The organism is Nonomuraea cypriaca, from assembly GCF_015645445.1.
In the GTDB taxonomy this organism is placed as follows: Bacteria; Actinomycetota; Actinomycetes; order Streptosporangiales; family Streptosporangiaceae; genus Nonomuraea; species Nonomuraea cypriaca.
Genome location: NZ_JADOGI010000033.1, coordinates 1 through 16,048, shown reverse-complemented (window position 1 = coordinate 16,048; position 16,048 = coordinate 1). Strand labels below are relative to the sequence as shown.

Here is a 16,048-nt window from a genome sequence, read left to right as displayed (position 1 = left end):
TGACATGCAGCCGAGCGCCGCGCTGAGCGGACCCTGGTATCGAATCCAGTCGATCGCCGCACCCTCGCGAAGCTCGTCAGCGGAATGGGATTTCGTCACCGTGCTGCCAGCGGTGTTGTCCGCGGCGCAGCGCGACCGGCCGTTCGTCATCGGGTGGCTGTCGCGCGGGTCCGGTGCGCCGCTCGAACTCATCACGAACGCGGGACCGCTGTCGCCGCCGCGCCAGCCGCGCCGGTCCACCGACGCGCCAGGCCGCCCGAGCGGGCCGCAGCCGTTGCTGTTCCCCGGCGGGGCGCGGGGCGTCCAGCTCGACGAGGAGTATCTCGCCGATCTGGCCGACCTCGTGTGGACGCCGTGCCCTGGCCGGCAGGCGCCGCCGCTGGGCGGCAGGGGACGCGAGTACTCGGAGCTCGATCCCGACGAGCTGAAGCGGCCGACGCTGTTCGAGTCGACGCTGGTCACGCTCATGTCCCGGCCGTTCGGCTGGCTCGTGGTGGCCGAGCCGACCGACCTGCTCGACGCCGAGGTGGCGCACCTGCGTACCCAGCTCAACGTCCTCAGGCAGTACGGCGACGCCTCCGAGCGCTCCCGCTTCGACGCCGAGCGCGCCGAGCGCCGCATGCAGGAGCTGGACGCGTTCAGGGAGGCGGGGCTCTGGAACGTACGCGTGCTGGCCGGCGGCGCCACCGCCGAGGAGTTGCGGCAGATCGCGCCCGTGCTGGTCGGGTCCGTCGAGATGAGCCATCACCCGTACCGGCTGCGCAGCTCCCACGGCGCGGTCTACGCGCTGCCCGAGGCCCTCGCCATCACCATGCAGGACCCGGCGGACGGCGCCGCGGCCCCGTTCGCCGCCACCGCGGGCGCGCTCGCCGCGCTGGCCGGACTGCCCAGGCGGGAGGTCCCCGGGGTACGCGTGCTCGATTCCGGCTTCTTCGACGTGACGTCCGAGGCCGACGGCGGCGAGCTGGAGCTGGGCGAGATCCTCGACGGGCAGGACCGGGGCGTCGGCTCGTTCCGGGTGCCGCTCGCCACGCTCAACCGGCACGCGTTCGTCACCGGCGCGACCGGCTCGGGCAAGTCGCAGACCGTCCGGCACCTGCTGGAGCAGCTCAGCAGGGCCCGCATCCCGTGGCTGGCCATCGAGCCGGCCAAGTCGGAGTACGCCGCCATGGCCGGCCGCGTCGAGGACCCAGTCACGGTCATCAACCCGTCGGCCCCCGATGGCGTGCCGTTCAGCGTCAACCCGCTCGAACCCGAGCCCGGCTACCCGGTCCAGGCGCACATCGACATGGTAAGGGCGCTGTTCATGGCGGCGTTCGACGCGGAGGAGCCGTTCCCGCAGATCATGTCGCTGGCCCTGCAGCGCGTCTACGAGGCCACCGGCTGGGACGTCGTCACCGGCGGCGCCGTGCCGGGATCCAGCGTCCCGCCCAGCGTGCCCACCCTCGAACAGCTCCAGCAGCACGCCATGGACGTCATCAAGGAGATCGGCTACGGCCGTGAGGTCCAGGCCGACGTGGAGGGCTTCATCTCGCTGCGGCTGCGGTCGCTGCGGGTCGGCTCGGCCGGCCGGTTCTTCGAGGGCGGCCACCCCGCCGACATCGGCGGCCTGCTGGAACGCGACGTCGTCCTCGCCATCGAGGACGTGGCCAACGACGAGGACAAGGCGTTCCTCATGGGCACGCTGATCATCAGGATCGTCGAGCACCTGCGGATGCGCGCCAGGAAGGAGAAGTCCCACAGGCTGCGCCACGTCATCGTGATCGAGGAGGCGCACCGGCTGCTGCGCGACCGCGGCCACGGCCGGGCCTCGACACACGCGGTGGAGCTGCTGGCCGGCCTGCTCGCGGAGATCAGGGCGTACGGCGAGGGCATCGTGGTGGCCGAGCAGATCCCGACCAAGCTCGTCTCCGACGTCGTGAAGAACACCGCGCTGAAGGTCGTGCACCGGCTGCCCGCCGAGGACGACAGGAAGCTCGTCGGCGCCGCCATGAACCTCAGTGACGAGCAGTCCCGCCAGGTCGTCTCCCTCCAGCCGGGCTCGGCCGCCGTCTTCGCCGACGGCATGGACCGGCCGCTGCGCGTACGCGTGCCGCTGGGGGAGACCCGCGAGAAGCTGATCCCCGGCCCGCCCCCGCCCATCCGGGGCCGCAGGTCGGCGGCCTGCGGCGCGCAGTGCCGCACCGGGCAGGCGTGCACGCTGGTGGAGCTGCGGGAGGCCGACGTGCTGGCCGACGGGCAGGACTGGGCCTGGCTGCGCATCTGGTGCGACACGGTCGTGCTGGCGTTCGTCAGCAACCGCCCGCTGCCCGGCGTGCCGCGCGCCCTGTCCGCCGCCTGGTCCGACCTGCCGGCGCGGCGCAGGGAGTGCCTGCTCGCCACCCTGGTCGAACGCTCGGTGCAGCGGCGCGCCTGGTCGCTGCGCAGCTGGTTCGACCCGGCGCTGCTCACCAAGAAGGCCGCGGAGTCGGCCACCCGCCTGCTCGCGGGGTACGAGAGCGGCGGGGAGCGGCCTGGCGCGTCGTGGGTCATCCCGCAGGTGCGCTGGCTGCACGAGGTCGACCGCCTCTTCCCGCACGGCCGCCCGGCCCCCGACCTGCGCAGCCCGGCGCCTCCCATGGAGTACGCCCTCTTCCGCCAGCCGAACGGCAGCGGCCCCGCCGACCTCGACCACACCGAGCTCCTGGGCCACCGGGCCAAGGCGCTGCGGCACCATCCGCTGTCGATGGAGATCGAGCACAACCGGGCGCTGGCCTGGCGGGTCATCCTGGGCGACGACGAGAACGAGAGCGTGCAGCGCGACGTCACGACGATCGCGATCGGCATCGAGGCGTCGGCCCGGGTCAGGCACGTGGGGCAGACGATGGGGGCGGGGTGGCTGGAAGGGGTGCTGTCCTGGCCGAGCCGCTTCGTCCTCCCGTTCGACCACGGCGGCGCCCCAGAGATCACCTTCGCCGATCCGCGCACCCCGGTCGCCTGACGCCTCGTACGGCCGTCGCCTGGCGCGGCCCCCGCTGGTTGCTGGCGCCTTGTGCCGTGTCCGCCTGGCGCCCGCTGCGGGGGTCAGCGGTCGCGGCGCCGTTCGATGCGCTTGCGGCGGGCCACCTCCCGCTTGTGCTCGGCGAGTTCGCGCCGCCGGTCCCGCCGTCCGGCCGCGCTCTCCTGCTTGCGGCTCTCCAGCTCCAGCCGCATGGCCTCCTGCGCGGCGGTGCTCCGGCTGGACACCTTCGCCGCGGCCCTGGCCGCCAGCTTCGCCGCCCGCTTGGGATTGACCCGCCTGCCCTCGGCGCTCCGCCCGCCGGCGACGGCGGGGGCGGCGGAGGCCTGGTCCAGCAGTGCGACGCCGTGCCGCATCAGGTAGGCGTACAGCTCGGGGTCGCTCGGCTCGGAGCCGAGCGGGAAGCGGATCGCGCGCACCCTGCCGCCCTCGACGATCTCGAGTACGCCGATCCAGAACGGCCCGTCGAGATAGACGGACAACGTCACCATGGTCACCCTCCCGTGGGTATGCCGAAATGACGGTCTGACGAGACCGCTTCCGGCACACCGGACATCCCTGGAAGGGCGGATACGTTGAAGCTTCGCCCGGGCTACCGACCGGACCGCGTTTTCGTGTGCGTCTCCAGACTATGGGCCAAGGCCGACTACTATCCATGTCCATGACCCAGCTTCCTCTGCGGGCCCAGCTTGCCAGCGCCCTGGGCCGCAGTGCCGCCACGCTGTCCAGGATGACCGGGCGCGGCGACGGCTCGGTGATCGGTGGGCGGGTCGGCCTCATGCTCGAGCCCGACCTCCTGCGCCAGCTGGCCAACGATCGCAAGCTGGCCCTGGTCAGCGCCACCAACGGCAAGACGACCACGACCAGGCTGATCACCTCGGCGCTGCTCGAGCTCGGTGAGGTGGCCACCAACGCGTTCGGCGCCAACATGCCCGCCGGCCACGTCTCGGCGCTCTCCCAGCACAAGGGCGCTCCTTACGGCGTGCTGGAGGTGGACGAGAAATACCTGCCAGAGGTGCTCGACACGACCGGCGCGGGCGTCGTCTGCCTGATGAATCTCAGCCGCGACCAGATGGACCGCGCGGGCGAGATCTGGCTGCTCGCGCAGAAGTGGCGCAGGGCGCTGTCCGGCAAGCCCACCCACGTGATCGCCAACTGCGATGACCCGCTCGTCACCTGGGGCGCCTCCACGGCTGCCAAGGTCACCTGGGTCGCCGGCGGCCAGCGGTGGAAGGAGGACTCCTGGTGCTGCCCCGAGTGCGGCGGCCCGCTCGACCGCAAGGACGCCGACTGGGCCTGTCGCGAGTGCACGTTCCACCGGCCTGAGCCGCACTGGGCGGTCGACGAGGACACGGCGATCGACCCGCGCGGGCAGCGGTGGCTGCTGGACATCCAGCTCCCCGGCCAGGCCAACCGCTCCAACGCGGTGATGGCGCTGGCGGTGGCGGAGGCGTTCGGGCTCCCGGTGGATCGGGCGTTGCCCCGGCTGCGCGAGGTCACCTCGGTCGCCGGCCGCTACACCACCGTCGAGCGGGACGGCCGCCACGCGCGGCTGCTGCTGGCGAAGAACCCGGCGGGGTGGCTGGAGGCGTTCGACGTCGCCGACCCGCAGCTGCCGATCATCCTCTCGGTCAACGCGAAGGGTCCCGACGGGCGCGACACCTCGTGGTTGTGGGACGTCGACTACCGCATCCTGCGCGGCCGTCCCGTGTTCGTCACCGGTGAGCGCCGCCTCGACATGGCGCTGCGGCTGGACGTGGCGGAGGTGCCGTTCACGTTGTGCGGCACGTTCGCCGAGGCCCTGGCCATGCAGCCGCCCGGCCGGGTGGACGTGATCGCCAACTACACCGCCTTCCAGCAGATCCGATCGGAGTTCGGTCGTGCCCTCTGACAGCGCCCTTCGCATCGTCTGGATCTATCCCGACCTGTTGAGCACGTACGGAGACCAGGGCAACGCCCTCGTCCTCGAGCGGCGTGCGCAGCTCCGGGGCATCGAGACCGAGACGATCCACGTACGCTCGGCCGATCCGGTGCCGGAGACCGGCGACATCTACCTCATCGGCGGGGGCGAGGACCGCCCCCAGATCCTGGCCGCCGGGCGCCTGCGCAAGGACGGCGGCCTCCACCGCGCCATCGCCCGTGGCGCCGTCCTGCTGGCGGTGTGCGCCGGCTACCAGATCATGGGCAGCACGTTCGGCGGCGAGGAAGGCCAGCCGGTCGACGGGATCGGCCTGCTCGACATCGCCAGCGCGCGCGGCCAGGCCCGCGCGGTGGGCGAGCTGGTGGCCGAGGTGGACGCCGCGCTCAACCTGCCCATGCTGACCGGCTTCGAGAACCACATGGGCGTCACCCAGCTCGGGCCGGGCGTCAGGCCGCTGTCCAAGACGCTCAAGGGTGTGGGCAACGGCGACGGCTACGAGGGCTGCTACGCGGGACATGTCGTCGGGACCTACCTGCACGGGCCCGCGCTGGCTCGCAACCCGGCGCTGGCGGACCTGCTGCTGTCGTGGCGGGTGGGAGACCTCGCGCCGCTCGACGACACCCGTTACGAGGCCCTCCGGCAGGAACGCCTGGCCGCCGTCCTGTCCAACTGACCTCTCGTACGGCGGATCACGGTTGACATGCAGCCTTCGGGCTGCCTATTGTCAAAACATGCAGCCGAACGGCTGCATGTTGGAGATGGCGGAAGATGGACGAGGTGTTCAAGGCGCTGGCCGACCCCAGCCGCCGCAGGCTCCTGGACAGCCTGAACGCCCGCAACGGGCAGACGCTGCGCGAACTGTGCGCGGGTCTCGACATGGCCAGGCAGTCGGTCAGCAAGCACCTGGCCGTGCTGGAGGCGGCCGACCTGGTCACCACGGTGCGGCGCGGGCGGGAGAAGCTCCACTACCTCAACGCCGCGCCGATCAACGCCATAGCCGAACGCTGGATCAACCAGTACGACCGCCGGCGGGCCGCCGCGCTCGCCGACCTCAAGACGGCATTGGAGGACCACCCCATGACCGGCCGAGAATTCGTCTACACGAGCTACATCAAGACCACCCCGGAGCGCCTCTGGCAGGCGCTGACCGAGCCCGCCTTCACCCAGCGCTACTGGGGGGTGACGCTGGAGTCCGACTGGAAGAAGGGCTCGGCGGTCACCTGGGAGGAGTTCGGGGTCACGATCGAGGATCCCGAGCAGATCGTGCTGGAGTCCGATCCGTACCGGCGGCTGGCCTACACCTGGCACACCTTCACGCCGGAGTTCGCCGAGGCCTGCGGCTTCGCCGAGGACCTGCGCGCGCGGGCGGCCGCGGAGCCCAGGTCGAAGGTGAGCTTCGAGATCGAGCCGCGCGGCGAGATGGTCAAGCTGACCGTCGTCCACGGCGGGTTCGAGGACGAGAGCATCGTCAGGGACTCGGTCAGCGAGGGCTGGCCCGCGCTGCTCTCCAGCCTCAAGACCCTGCTGGAGACGGGCGAGAGCCTGCCGGCCGAGTAGAACGCGGGCGCGCGAGGAGCCTGAGCCGCCGGGCGGCCCGCCTGTCCGCCGGTCAGTAGACCAGCGCCTGGACGCCCTCGCCCGTCACTTCCTCGACGAACGCCGGAGCGCCCGCGATGCGTACGCCGTCGATGAGGTCGTCCACGGTGATGTTCCTGCGGGCCGCGCACTGGGTGCACAACGTCACCCGGCCCGCCGCCAGCACGGCGTCCAGCAGGTCGGGCAGCGGCGCCGCCTGCGGCAGGGAGAACTCCTTGGCCCTGCCGGGCAGCGCGAACCACGACGACTCGCCGGTCAGCCACAGGGAGACGGGTACACCGCTCGCGAGCGCGGCGGCCGCGACCGTGAACGCCTGGTTGCAGCGCTCGGGGGCGTCCGCCCCGGCGGTCACCTTGATCACCAGTGATCGTGCCATATCCGTCACCCTAGTCCTTCTCGCGAAGGAAGAACCCACGATGCTCACCGAGGGGCCCTCGAGGCCGCTCCGCGCCGACGCCGTACGCGCCGCTCGCCATCAGATCCTCCCGAGGGGACTGGCGACTTCAGCCGTCGGGGGAATCGGGAGCGGGGGCCGCCACGGCCCGAGCGTGTAGTGACCTGTCAAGTTGGCGCATCAGAGCTCTCCGTTCTCCGCGCATGAGATGGGCGGCACTGTGATAATGATCGTGTGGCTTGTCAGGTGCGCACCTCCCCCGGCGCGGCGTACGACCTCGGGTACCACGTCGTGTGGTGCCCGAAGTACCGCCGCCCGGTCCTCGGCGGGCGCGTCAAGATGCTCGGCCGCGTGCACCTGGTCGTCAGGTCACACCCGAAACAGTCGCCGTCCTACGTGGCCGGCCAGTTCACCGGCTTCACCTCCCACTCCCACCACCTGCGCGCCGAGTTCCCGCACCTGTCCTCGCGGTTGCCCACGCTGTGGTCGCGGTCGTACGTCGTGGCCACGGCCGGCGCGGTCTCGGCCGAGACGGTGCCGCGCTACATCGAGATGCAGGACGAGCGCGCCCCCAAGGGCGGTGGCCGTGCGTAGGTCCTGGAAGTTCTTGCTGCGCCCCACCAGCAAGCAGGCCGCCGCACTCACCGCGTGCCTGGACGACCACCGGCAGCTCTACAACGCAGCGCTGGAGCACCGCCGCACGGCCTACCGCAAGGCAGGCGTCACGATCCGCTACGGCGACCAGTCCGCCGACCTCAAACACATCCGCGCCGACGACCCGGACGGGCAGGCACGCTGGTCGTTTTCCTCCCAGCAGGCCACCCTGCGCCGTCTGGACAAGGCGTTCGCCGCGTTCTTCACACGGGTCCGCGAAGGCCGCACCCCGGGGTTCCCTCGCTTCAAGGGGCGGGGCTGGTTCGACACGGTGGAGTGGCCCAGGGACGGCGACGGCTGCCGGTGGGACTCCCAGCCCCACCACCCGACAGCGACCTACGTGCGGCTTCAGGGCACCGGCCACGTGCAGGTCCACCAGCACCGCAGGGTGGTCGGCACCGTCAAGACGCTCAGCGTGAAGCGCGAGGGCAAGCGCTGGTTCGTCGTGCTGTCCTGCGACGACGTGCCCGCCGAATCGTTGCCCGCGACGGGTGCGGTAGCCGGGATCGACATGGGCGTGGCGTCGCTCGTGACGACCTCGGACGGGACGTTCGTGGTCAACCCGCGCCACCTTGCCGCCACAGCGGAACGGCTCGCCGATGCCCAACGGGACCTTGCCCGCAAGAAACGCCGATCCACGCGGCGTCGCACGGCCGTCGCCCGTATCGCGGCCCTGCATGCCAAGGTGCGGCGTCAGCGGCTCGACGGGGCGCACAAGGCCGCGCTTGCGCTGGTCCGCGACTACGACAAGATCGTCCACGAGGACCTGCGAATCACCAACATGACCCGGTCGGCGTCCGGCACGGTCGACGCGCCCGGCCGGAATATCGCTGCCAAGTCCGGGCTCAACCGGTCGATCTTGGATGCGGGTTGGGGGGTGTTCCTGACGATCTTGTCGTACAAGGCTGAGAGTGCCGGTCGAGAGGTTATCGCGGTGAACCCCGCCAATACCTCCCGCGCCTGTTCGCGATGCGGGCACTGCGCGAAGGAGAACCGCGTCACCCAGGCCGAGTTCCGATGTACGGCGTGCGACCACCAGGCGCACGCCGACGTCAACGCGGCGATCAACATCTTGAGGGCAGGGCTTGCCCTTCGCCAGGCTGCGGAAGCGGCTTAGCGAGAAGCCGCTCCCTTCAGGGGGCGGAGGAGTCACTACCCTTGAGAACCATGGAAGTACCTGAGGTGCACCCCAACCTGGAGCCGATCGCGTTCTTGCTGGGCAGGTGGGAAGGCGCGGGCGTGGGCGGCTACCCGACGATCGAGAGCTTCAACTTCGGCCAGGAGATCGAGTTCGGGCACAACGGGAAGCCGTTCCTGACCTACGTGAGCCGCACGTGGCTGCTCGACCAGGAGGGCAACCGGGTCAGGCCGCTGGCCACGGAGACGGGATACTGGCGGCCGCAGCCGGACCGGCAGATCGAGGTGGTGCTGGCACACCCGACCGGCATCGTCGAGATCTACGTCGGCGAGGTCGTCTTCCACAAGATCGAGCTGCGTACCGACGTGGTCGCGCGCACCGCGTCGGCGAAGGAGTACACCGCGGGCCACCGGCTGTACGGGCTGGTCAACGGCAATCTCATGTGGGCCTACGAGATGGCGGCCGTCGGCCACCCGCTCACGGACCACATGTCGGCCGAGCTGAAGAAGGTGTCATGAGCACACCCTTCACCCCTGACGTCGTCGAGGCGATCAAGCGCCACATGAACGACGACCACGCGGAAGACTCGCTGATCATCGTACGAGGGCTCGGCGGCCGGCCGGCGGTCACCTCGGCCGTGACGAGCGACGTCGACGCCGAGGGGATCGAGTTCACCGTGGACGGTGGGGAGAAGGTGCGCGTGCCGTGGGGCGAGACGCTCACCGAGCGGGCGCAGGCGCGCAAGGCCGTGGTGCGCCTCTACCGGGACGCGTGCGCCGCACTGGGCCTCTCGGCCAGGGGCGAGCACTGACTGGCGCCGAGCCGGGCGTCTCAGGCATGAGCCGGGCCTTTCACGGCATGAGCCGGGCCTCTCAAGGCATGAGCCGCGCCTCTCAAGGCGTGAAGCGCGGAGCCGGGCGTGTCAGGGCATGAAGAGGGCCCCGGGCAACACTCCGCCTGCCGAGCAGGCGGGCCGGATGGACCAACGGACGGGATCGGATCCCGCCCCTCCGGCTGCCAGGGGCCCCGGTGGTTGCCTCGTATTTCGCAGAAAACGTCACGAGACAACAGTCCGCGACGTCAGCGGACAACCACCTCGCTAGCCCGTCTATGACTATCCATTATTCGGACCACCTCCTTTCCGCGTACCCACGAAGCTATGCGGTCTTCGGCGAGCGGGGCAAGTGAATATCGCCGCGCCGTAGACTCGGGACATGACGGAGACGCAGTGGCATGAGGAACTCCGCGCCAAGGGCTACCGGGTGACTCCCCAGCGCCAGCTCGTCCTCGAGGCGGTCAAGGCGCTGGAGCACGCCACTCCGGAGGAGATCTGCGGCAAAGTGCGCCAGACGGCGCGCGGTGTGAACATCTCGACGGTCTACCGCACGCTGGAGTTGCTCGAAGAGCTCGGCATGGTCACCCACACCCACCTCGGGCACGGCGCGCCGACCTACCACCTGGCGGCCGAGGCCGACCACGTGCACCTGGTGTGCCGGGGGTGCGACGAGGTGATCGAGGTACGTCCCGAGATGGCCGAAGGGCTGGTCAAGGGGCTCGACGAGGAGCTCGGGTTCGTGGCGGACGTACACCACCTGACCGTCTTCGGGCGTTGCCGCGACTGCAGATAGCCTGGAGGGCATGCGTAGCCCTCTGCTCGACCTCCACGGCGCCGTCGCGGCCGACGCGCCGGACTCTGACGTAGCAGCGCATTACGGCGACCTGTTCGCCGAGCAGCGCGCCCTGGCCAAGGGCGAGGCGGTCGTCGACCGCAGCAACCGCGAGGTGGTCCGCGTCTCGGGCGCGGACCGGCTGAAATGGCTCAACGACCTCACCTCGCAGAAGCTCGACACGCTGCGACCCGGCGAGTGGACGCAGACGCTCGACCTCGACCTCCAGGGCCGCGTGCAGCACCACCTGACGCTGGTCGACGACGGCGAGAGCGTGCTGGCCCACGTGGAGCCCGGCACCGCGCAGAGCCTCGTCGACTATCTCGACCGGATGCGGTTCATGCTGCGGGTCGAGGTGTCGCGGGCCGGCGAACTGGCCGTGCTGTCCACGGCCACGGAAGACTTCCTGGTGCCGCGCGAGGAGCTGTCCGACCATCTCGGCCGGCCGTTGGCGGGGCTGTGGGCGTACGAGGCGCTGCGGATCGAGGCGCACCGGCCGCGGATGGGGTTCGACACCGACCACAAGACGATTCCCCATGAAGTGGGATGGGTCGGCACGGCCGTGCATTTGAGCAAGGGGTGCTACCGAGGCCAGGAGACCGTGGCCCGGGTGCACAACCTGGGGCACCCGCCGCGCCGCCTGGTGTTCCTGCACCTCGACGGGAGCGTCGACACGCTGCCCGTGCACGGCGATCCGGTGATCTTCGAGAGCCAGGAGGTCGGTGTCGTCGGCTCGGCCGCGCGGCACCACGAGCTCGGCCCGATCGCGCTGGCCGTGATCAAGCGTACGGTGCCGGTGGACGCGCCGCTGCTGGCCGGTGGGGTGGCTGCGGCACAGGAGGTCGTCGTGCCCCCGGACGCGGGCCGCAACGTCAGCATCGACCCCACACTGAGGCGCCGCATCCGCTGACACCCGCGCTCGCGCGGAGCCTGAGATGAGGCCCCGCTCGTGCGGAGCTTGAGACGCCCTGCACCCTGCTCGTCCGGGGCCTGAGGCGCCGCATCCGCTGACACCCCCACCGGTTCCCGGGCGGGGTGTCAGATGTCCAGGACGAGGGTGATCGGGCCGTCGTTGGTCAGAGACACCTTCATGTCGGCGCCGAACACACCGGTCTCCACGTGCGCGCCCAGCGCCCTCAGCTCCGCCACCACGGCGTCCACCAGTGGCTCGGCGACCGGTCCTGGGGCCGCCGCCTGCCACGTGGGCCGGCGGCCCTTGCGTGCGTCGCCGTACAGCGTGAACTGGCTGATCACCAGGAGCGGGGCGGACACGTCCGAGCAGGACTTCTCGCCGTGCAGGACGCGCAGGCCCCAGAGTTTGGCGGCGAGCCTGGCGGCCTCGGCGCGCGTGTCAGCGTGGGTGACGCCCACCAGGACCAGCAGGCCAGGCTCGTCGATCGCCCCGACCGTACGCCCCTCGACCTCGACCGACGCCGAACTGACTCGTTGTACGACTGCTCGCATGGGATCCCATTCTGGAGCAGGAAACACCCTTCGTAGACTCATGCCGGAAAGGGGTGGCAAATGTCGCTGGTTGTGGAAGTTGTCCGTTCCGGGTTCGTGGAGTCCACGCATCAGGCTCGCATGCTGACGGTGGACGCGGAAGGGCGCCCGGTCGAGGCCAGGGGCGGGGTGCACGTGCCCGCCTCGCCACGGTCGTCGATGAAGCCGCTCCAGGCGCTCGGCATGATGCGCAGCGGCCTGCGGCTGGAGAACGAGTTGCTCGCGCTCGCCTGCGCCTCGCACTCCGGCGAGCCGTTCCACGTGGAGGGCGTCAGGAAGATCCTCGCGGGGGCGGGGCTGGAGGAGTCGGCGTTGCTCTGCCCGGAGGACTATCCCTTCGACAGGACGGTGACCGAGCGGGGCCGGGTCTACATGAACTGCTCGGGCAAGCACGCCGCCATGCTGGCCACCTGCGTGCTGAACGACTGGCCGACCGCCACCTATCTGGAGCCCATGCATCCGCTCCAGCGCGCGATCAGGCAGACCGTGGAGGAGCTGACCGGTGAGCGGGTCGCGGCGTCCGGCGTGGACGGGTGCGGGGCGCCGCTGTTCTTCGTCTCGATGCTGGGCGTGACCAAGGCGTTCAGGGCGTTCCCGATGTCGTCAGCGGACTCCTACGAGCGCAGGATCTTCGAGGCGATGAGCACCTACCCCGAGTGGACGTCGGGGACCGACCGGCCCGAGGCCAGGCTCATGCGCGCGCTGCCCGGGCTCATGCTGAAGGCGGGGGCGGAGGCGTTCGACGCGTTCGCGTTCGAGGACGGACGCGCGGGCACCGTCAAGATCGAGGACGGCGGTCAGCGTGCCCGCGTCGCGGTCACCGTGGCGGCGCTGCGCTCGCTCGGGCTGGACGCGCCCGAGCTGGCCGAGCTGGCCGCGCCGCCGGTGCTCGGCGGCGGGCGGCCGGTCGGCGAGCTGCGGATCCGTTAGGAGCTGCGGATCCGTCAGAGGGTACGGAACTGCCGGGTGGCGGAGATGGCGCCCGAGGTCGTCGTGGTGAACGTGCGCATCGACCCGGCGAACTTGGACAGGTCCCACTCCGCCGGCCCGTGGTACCAGTAGAGGTTGTCCGACTGGTGGCCGTTGCCGGTGACCGAGGCCACCACGCGCGACCAGTGCTCCACCCCGTCGAAGATAACGGCATAGGGCAGGTAGCGGGAGAACAGCTCCACCCGGTGCTGCTCGGGCACCTCGCCCAGCTCGCCGGAGAACAGGTACTCACGGAAGCCCATCGTGTGCGCCAGCGCCGCCGAGCCCTTGGCGGTCTTGGCCGGCATGTACTGGCCGCCGACGGCCAGCGCGGCGCCCGCGATGATCACGGCCAGGCCGAGCAGTCCGTACGTGGTGAACCAGGCCAGCGCCGCGGTCGCCAGCAGGCCCACGCCGATCAGCGCCACGCCGATCGTGGTCCACCTGGTGCGCTCGGTGTCCGGGCGGCGGGCGAACCAGCCCTGCTTGACCACGTCCGCGTACAGCGCGTCGCGTACCTTGCCCAGGTGGGTCGCGAACGAGCCGGACAACTGCGACAGCAGCACGGCGTCGCGGCCTTCGAAGATGGCGTCGTACAGGGCGCGCTCGTACGGCAGGAGTTCCTTGACGGGCGCGTTCGGCTGGCGGACCAGGACCCAGTCCGGGGCGTCGTACGTCTGGCGGGGCTGCTCGTCGATCCGCAGATAGCCGCGTACGGCGAGGTCGACGATCGTGGCGGTCACGTCGACCACGTCGGCCTGTTCGTCCACCAGTGTGCCGATCTGGCCCGGCCGTACCCCGTCGGGTGGGGAGAAGTGGCCGTTCCGCACCGGATCGATCGCGCCCTTCTCGTGGTCGGCGACCCTGCCGTCGCGGCCCCGCGTCCAGTAGAGCAGGCCGAGGCCGCCGAGCAGCAGCAACAGCAGGGCGGCCAGGGCGCCGCCGGTGACGGTGTCGAGGGTGAAGGCGGCGGCCAGGGAGAAGCGCTTCTCCAGGATGGGGGCGCCGCTGCTGGACCCCTTGGGGTAACCGATGACGACGGTCAGGGCCTGGCCGGTCCCCAGGTCGTCCTGCTCGAAGTCCGCCTGGGTGGCCGTGTGGTCCATGGAGGCAGAGGTGCAGCCGATGGCCGAGGTCAGCTCGCCGGCGAAACAGGACAGGTTCTGCACCTGGCCCGGACCGCTCACCTTGACCGTGGCCTTGGTGACCTGCTGGTTCCAGCCGTTCACCGCGAACCAGCGCAACTCCTCGACACCGCCGGACGTCGTCACCGCTCCCTTGACGTCGTACTCGACGGTCTGGCCGGTCACGGTGAGTACGTCACCGGCGAGGGTGCCGCCCTTGACGTTCGAGATCTGGTAGAGGCGGTCGGTGTTGTCGTCGTACCGCGTCCTGGTGATGAACGTCCGCTTGAGCCCGCCCGACGCCCCCGTGATCTTCTCGACCACGTGCAGGGTGCCGTCCTTGCCGAGGGTCATCGTCACCTCGTCCGTGATCCCGGCCTCCGCCGCCAGAGCGGGGGCGGCGGTCAACGTCAGAGCGGTGACCCCCAGGGCGGCCATCGTGAGTCTGATACCCGTCATGGCGGCAAATCGTATCGGTTCGTGCTCGTCAGGGGAGCGTGATGCTGTTCGCGGCGGTCTGCACGCTCTCGGGTGCGGCGCCTTGGCCGGGGTTCTCGACGGCGAGCGCCTGGTTCAGTTCGACGAACGGGCGCATGCGCTCCTCGTAGCGGTCGTACGCCGTCGCGGGGCTCCCGCTCAGCTCCTCCGCCAGCACGTACGCCCCCACCATGGCCAGGCTCGTGCCCTGCCCGGAGAGCGGCGAGGCGCAGTAGCCCGCGTCGCCCACCAGCGCCACCCGGCCCGTCGACCAGCGCTCCATCTTGACCTGGGCCATGGAGTCGAAGTAGAAGTCGTCGGCCTTCCACATGGCCTCCAGCAGCCTGGGCCCCAGGTAGACCCCGGCGCAGTGCTGCTCGACGAGGCGCTTCTGCTGGCCGGTGTCGTGGTGGTCGTAGTCGATCGGGCCCGCTTCGAAGCCCAGGTTGACCAGCATGACGGCGGGGTCCCGGTCGTTGAGAATCCCGAAGCCGGTCGCGCCCGAGCGGTGCCACAGCTGCCAGCGGTCGAGGTCGAGGAAGTTCTCGGCGCTGAAGATGGAGACGTACGTGCCGAGGTGCTCGATGTAGCGCGCCTCTTCGCCGAAGGCCAGCCCGCGGACGTTGGAGTGCAGGCTGTCGGCGCCGATGACGTGGTCGTAGCGGTCCCGGCCGCCGCTCTCGAACGTCACGTCCACGCCCTCGCCGTCCTGGGTCAGGGTGGCGATCGAGTCGCCGTAGCGGAAGGTGGCCCGGTGGCCGGTGTCGCCCGCGCCGATGAGCAGCGTCACCAGGTCGTAGCGGACGATCTCGACGTCGGGGCTGTCGAGGCGGCCGCCGCTGATCGTCTCCTCGGTGCTGCGCATGATCTCGTTGCCGTCGCCGTCCACCATGGACATGCCGCGCATGTGCGTACGCAGGGCCCTGGCCTGCTCCAGGACGCCCATCCTGGCGGCCACGGTCAGCGCGGCGCCCCTGATGTCGACGGGCTGCCCGCCCCTGCGCGGAGCCGGGGCCCGCTCGACGACCGTCACGTCGTGCCCGTGCCGCCGCAGCCAGTAGGCCAGAACCGACCCGCCGATGCTCGCGCCGGAGACGAGGATCCTCATGATGTGCTCCCTGCTCGTTGACGTTGTACGCAAGCTGAATGTACGTCGTACATACAGGGATTCACAAGGTATGTTAGAACGGGTCTGTACTAGTACAGGAGGATTGATGACCGCTCCGCCGCACGCCCGCATCATGGCCGACCTCAAGCGCCGCATCGCCGACGGCAAGCTCAGGCCGGGGGATCGGGTGCCGTCCACCAGACAGCTCGCCAGGGACTGGGGCGTCGCCCTGGCCACGGCCGCCAAGGCGCTGACCCTGCTGGCCCAGGAGGGCGTCGTGATAGCCGAACCCCGCGTCGGGACGGTCGTCGCCGAATCCCGCCGTGGGAACGGGCGCGGTGGGAGCGGACTTCGCGGTGAGAGCGGACCTCGCGATGGGAGCGGACCTCGCGATGGGAGCGGACCTCGCGATGGGAGCGGGCCTCGCGATGGGAGCGGGCCTCGCGGTGGGAGCGGCGCCGGTCCGGGTGGGACGGGGTCTCGCGGTGGTAGTGGGGCC

Annotated in this window: 17 protein-coding genes; 12 read left to right on the top strand and 5 right to left on the bottom strand. The window is 70.7% G+C overall.

The window, feature by feature from the left end; all coding sequences use genetic code 11:
• Window positions 1–4: 4 nt before the first annotated feature.
• Window positions 5–2,980, top strand: coding sequence for an ATP-binding protein (locus ITP53_RS13730; protein ID WP_195895756.1), 2,976 nt, complete (start codon window positions 5–7; stop codon window positions 2,978–2,980).
• Window positions 2,981–3,063: 83 nt separating this feature from the next.
• Here the strand turns inward: ITP53_RS13730 and ITP53_RS13725 are convergent, their stop codons facing one another.
• Window positions 3,064–3,489, bottom strand: a complete 426-nt coding sequence (locus ITP53_RS13725; protein ID WP_195895755.1) for a YjdF family protein — start codon at window positions 3,487–3,489, stop codon at window positions 3,064–3,066.
• A gap of 170 nt (window positions 3,490–3,659) precedes the next feature.
• Between ITP53_RS13725 and ITP53_RS13720 the strand changes: the two genes are divergently transcribed.
• From ITP53_RS13720 to ITP53_RS13710, 3 genes are all read left to right on the top strand, one after another.
• Window positions 3,660–4,889, top strand: a complete 1,230-nt coding sequence (locus tag ITP53_RS13720) for a MurT ligase domain-containing protein (protein ID WP_195895754.1) — start codon at window positions 3,660–3,662, stop codon at window positions 4,887–4,889.
• Window positions 4,879–5,592 carry a type 1 glutamine amidotransferase gene (locus ITP53_RS13715; RefSeq protein WP_195895753.1) on the top strand — a complete coding sequence of 238 codons (714 nt, stop codon included), beginning with the start codon at window positions 4,879–4,881 and terminating at the stop codon, window positions 5,590–5,592. The genes ITP53_RS13720 and ITP53_RS13715 overlap by 11 nt, the downstream gene beginning before the upstream one ends.
• Window positions 5,593–5,687: 95 nt before the next feature.
• Window positions 5,688–6,476, top strand: coding sequence for an ArsR/SmtB family transcription factor (locus ITP53_RS13710; protein ID WP_195895752.1), 789 nt, complete (start codon window positions 5,688–5,690; stop codon window positions 6,474–6,476).
• A gap of 52 nt (window positions 6,477–6,528) precedes the next feature.
• On the opposite strand, the gene ITP53_RS13705 is transcribed toward ITP53_RS13710, so the two are convergent.
• Window positions 6,529–6,891, bottom strand: coding sequence for a DsrE family protein (locus ITP53_RS13705; protein WP_195895751.1), 363 nt, complete (start codon window positions 6,889–6,891; stop codon window positions 6,529–6,531).
• Between the two features lie 252 nt (window positions 6,892–7,143).
• Here ITP53_RS13705 and ITP53_RS13700 point away from each other — a divergent pair, with 252 nt between their 5' ends.
• From ITP53_RS13700 to ygfZ, 6 genes are all read left to right on the top strand, one after another.
• Complete coding sequence (locus ITP53_RS13700; protein ID WP_195895750.1) at window positions 7,144–7,503, top strand: transposase; 360 nt, start codon at window positions 7,144–7,146, stop codon at window positions 7,501–7,503.
• A gap of 13 nt (window positions 7,504–7,516) precedes the next feature.
• On the top strand, window positions 7,517–8,680 hold the full coding sequence (locus tag ITP53_RS13695; protein WP_207755939.1) for an RNA-guided endonuclease InsQ/TnpB family protein: 1,164 nt from the start codon (window positions 7,517–7,519) through the stop codon (window positions 8,678–8,680).
• A 50-nt stretch (window positions 8,681–8,730) separates the two neighbouring features.
• A complete protein-coding gene (locus tag ITP53_RS13690; RefSeq protein WP_195895748.1) occupies window positions 8,731–9,219 on the top strand; it encodes an FABP family protein in 489 nt (162 codons plus the stop codon).
• Complete coding sequence (locus tag ITP53_RS13685; RefSeq protein ID WP_195895747.1) at window positions 9,216–9,512, top strand: DUF2470 domain-containing protein; 297 nt, start codon at window positions 9,216–9,218, stop codon at window positions 9,510–9,512. Before ITP53_RS13690 ends, ITP53_RS13685 begins: the two co-directional genes overlap by 4 nt.
• 403 nt (window positions 9,513–9,915) lie before the next feature.
• Entirely contained in the window at window positions 9,916–10,329 is a 414-nt protein-coding gene (locus ITP53_RS13680) for a Fur family transcriptional regulator (protein ID WP_195895746.1), read from the top strand.
• 10 nt (window positions 10,330–10,339) lie between these two features.
• Window positions 10,340–11,278 carry a CAF17-like 4Fe-4S cluster assembly/insertion protein YgfZ gene (gene ygfZ / locus ITP53_RS13675; RefSeq protein WP_195895745.1) on the top strand — a complete coding sequence of 313 codons (939 nt, stop codon included), beginning with the start codon at window positions 10,340–10,342 and terminating at the stop codon, window positions 11,276–11,278.
• Between the two features lie 128 nt (window positions 11,279–11,406).
• Here the strand turns inward: ygfZ and dtd are convergent, their stop codons facing one another.
• On the bottom strand, window positions 11,407–11,832 hold the full coding sequence (dtd, locus tag ITP53_RS13670) for a D-aminoacyl-tRNA deacylase (RefSeq protein ID WP_195895744.1): 426 nt from the start codon (window positions 11,830–11,832) through the stop codon (window positions 11,407–11,409).
• A 60-nt stretch (window positions 11,833–11,892) separates the two neighbouring features.
• Between dtd and ITP53_RS13665 the strand changes: the two genes are divergently transcribed.
• On the top strand, window positions 11,893–12,801 hold the full coding sequence (locus tag ITP53_RS13665; RefSeq protein ID WP_195895743.1) for an asparaginase: 909 nt from the start codon (window positions 11,893–11,895) through the stop codon (window positions 12,799–12,801).
• Window positions 12,802–12,815: 14 nt separating this feature from the next.
• Here the strand turns inward: ITP53_RS13665 and ITP53_RS13660 are convergent, their stop codons facing one another.
• Window positions 12,816–14,423: a DUF2207 domain-containing protein gene (locus tag ITP53_RS13660; RefSeq protein WP_195895742.1), complete on the bottom strand. Its 1,608-nt coding sequence runs from the start codon at window positions 14,421–14,423 to the stop codon at window positions 12,816–12,818.
• A gap of 28 nt (window positions 14,424–14,451) precedes the next feature.
• On the bottom strand, window positions 14,452–15,549 hold the full coding sequence (locus ITP53_RS13655) for an FAD-dependent monooxygenase (protein WP_207755938.1): 1,098 nt from the start codon (window positions 15,547–15,549) through the stop codon (window positions 14,452–14,454).
• Here ITP53_RS13655 and ITP53_RS61045 point away from each other — a divergent pair.
• Window positions 15,521–16,048 (top strand): GntR family transcriptional regulator (locus tag ITP53_RS61045; protein WP_407941238.1); only part of this gene is annotated, 528 nt, incomplete at its 3' end. The two genes, ITP53_RS13655 and ITP53_RS61045, sit on opposite strands and share 29 nt — an antisense overlap.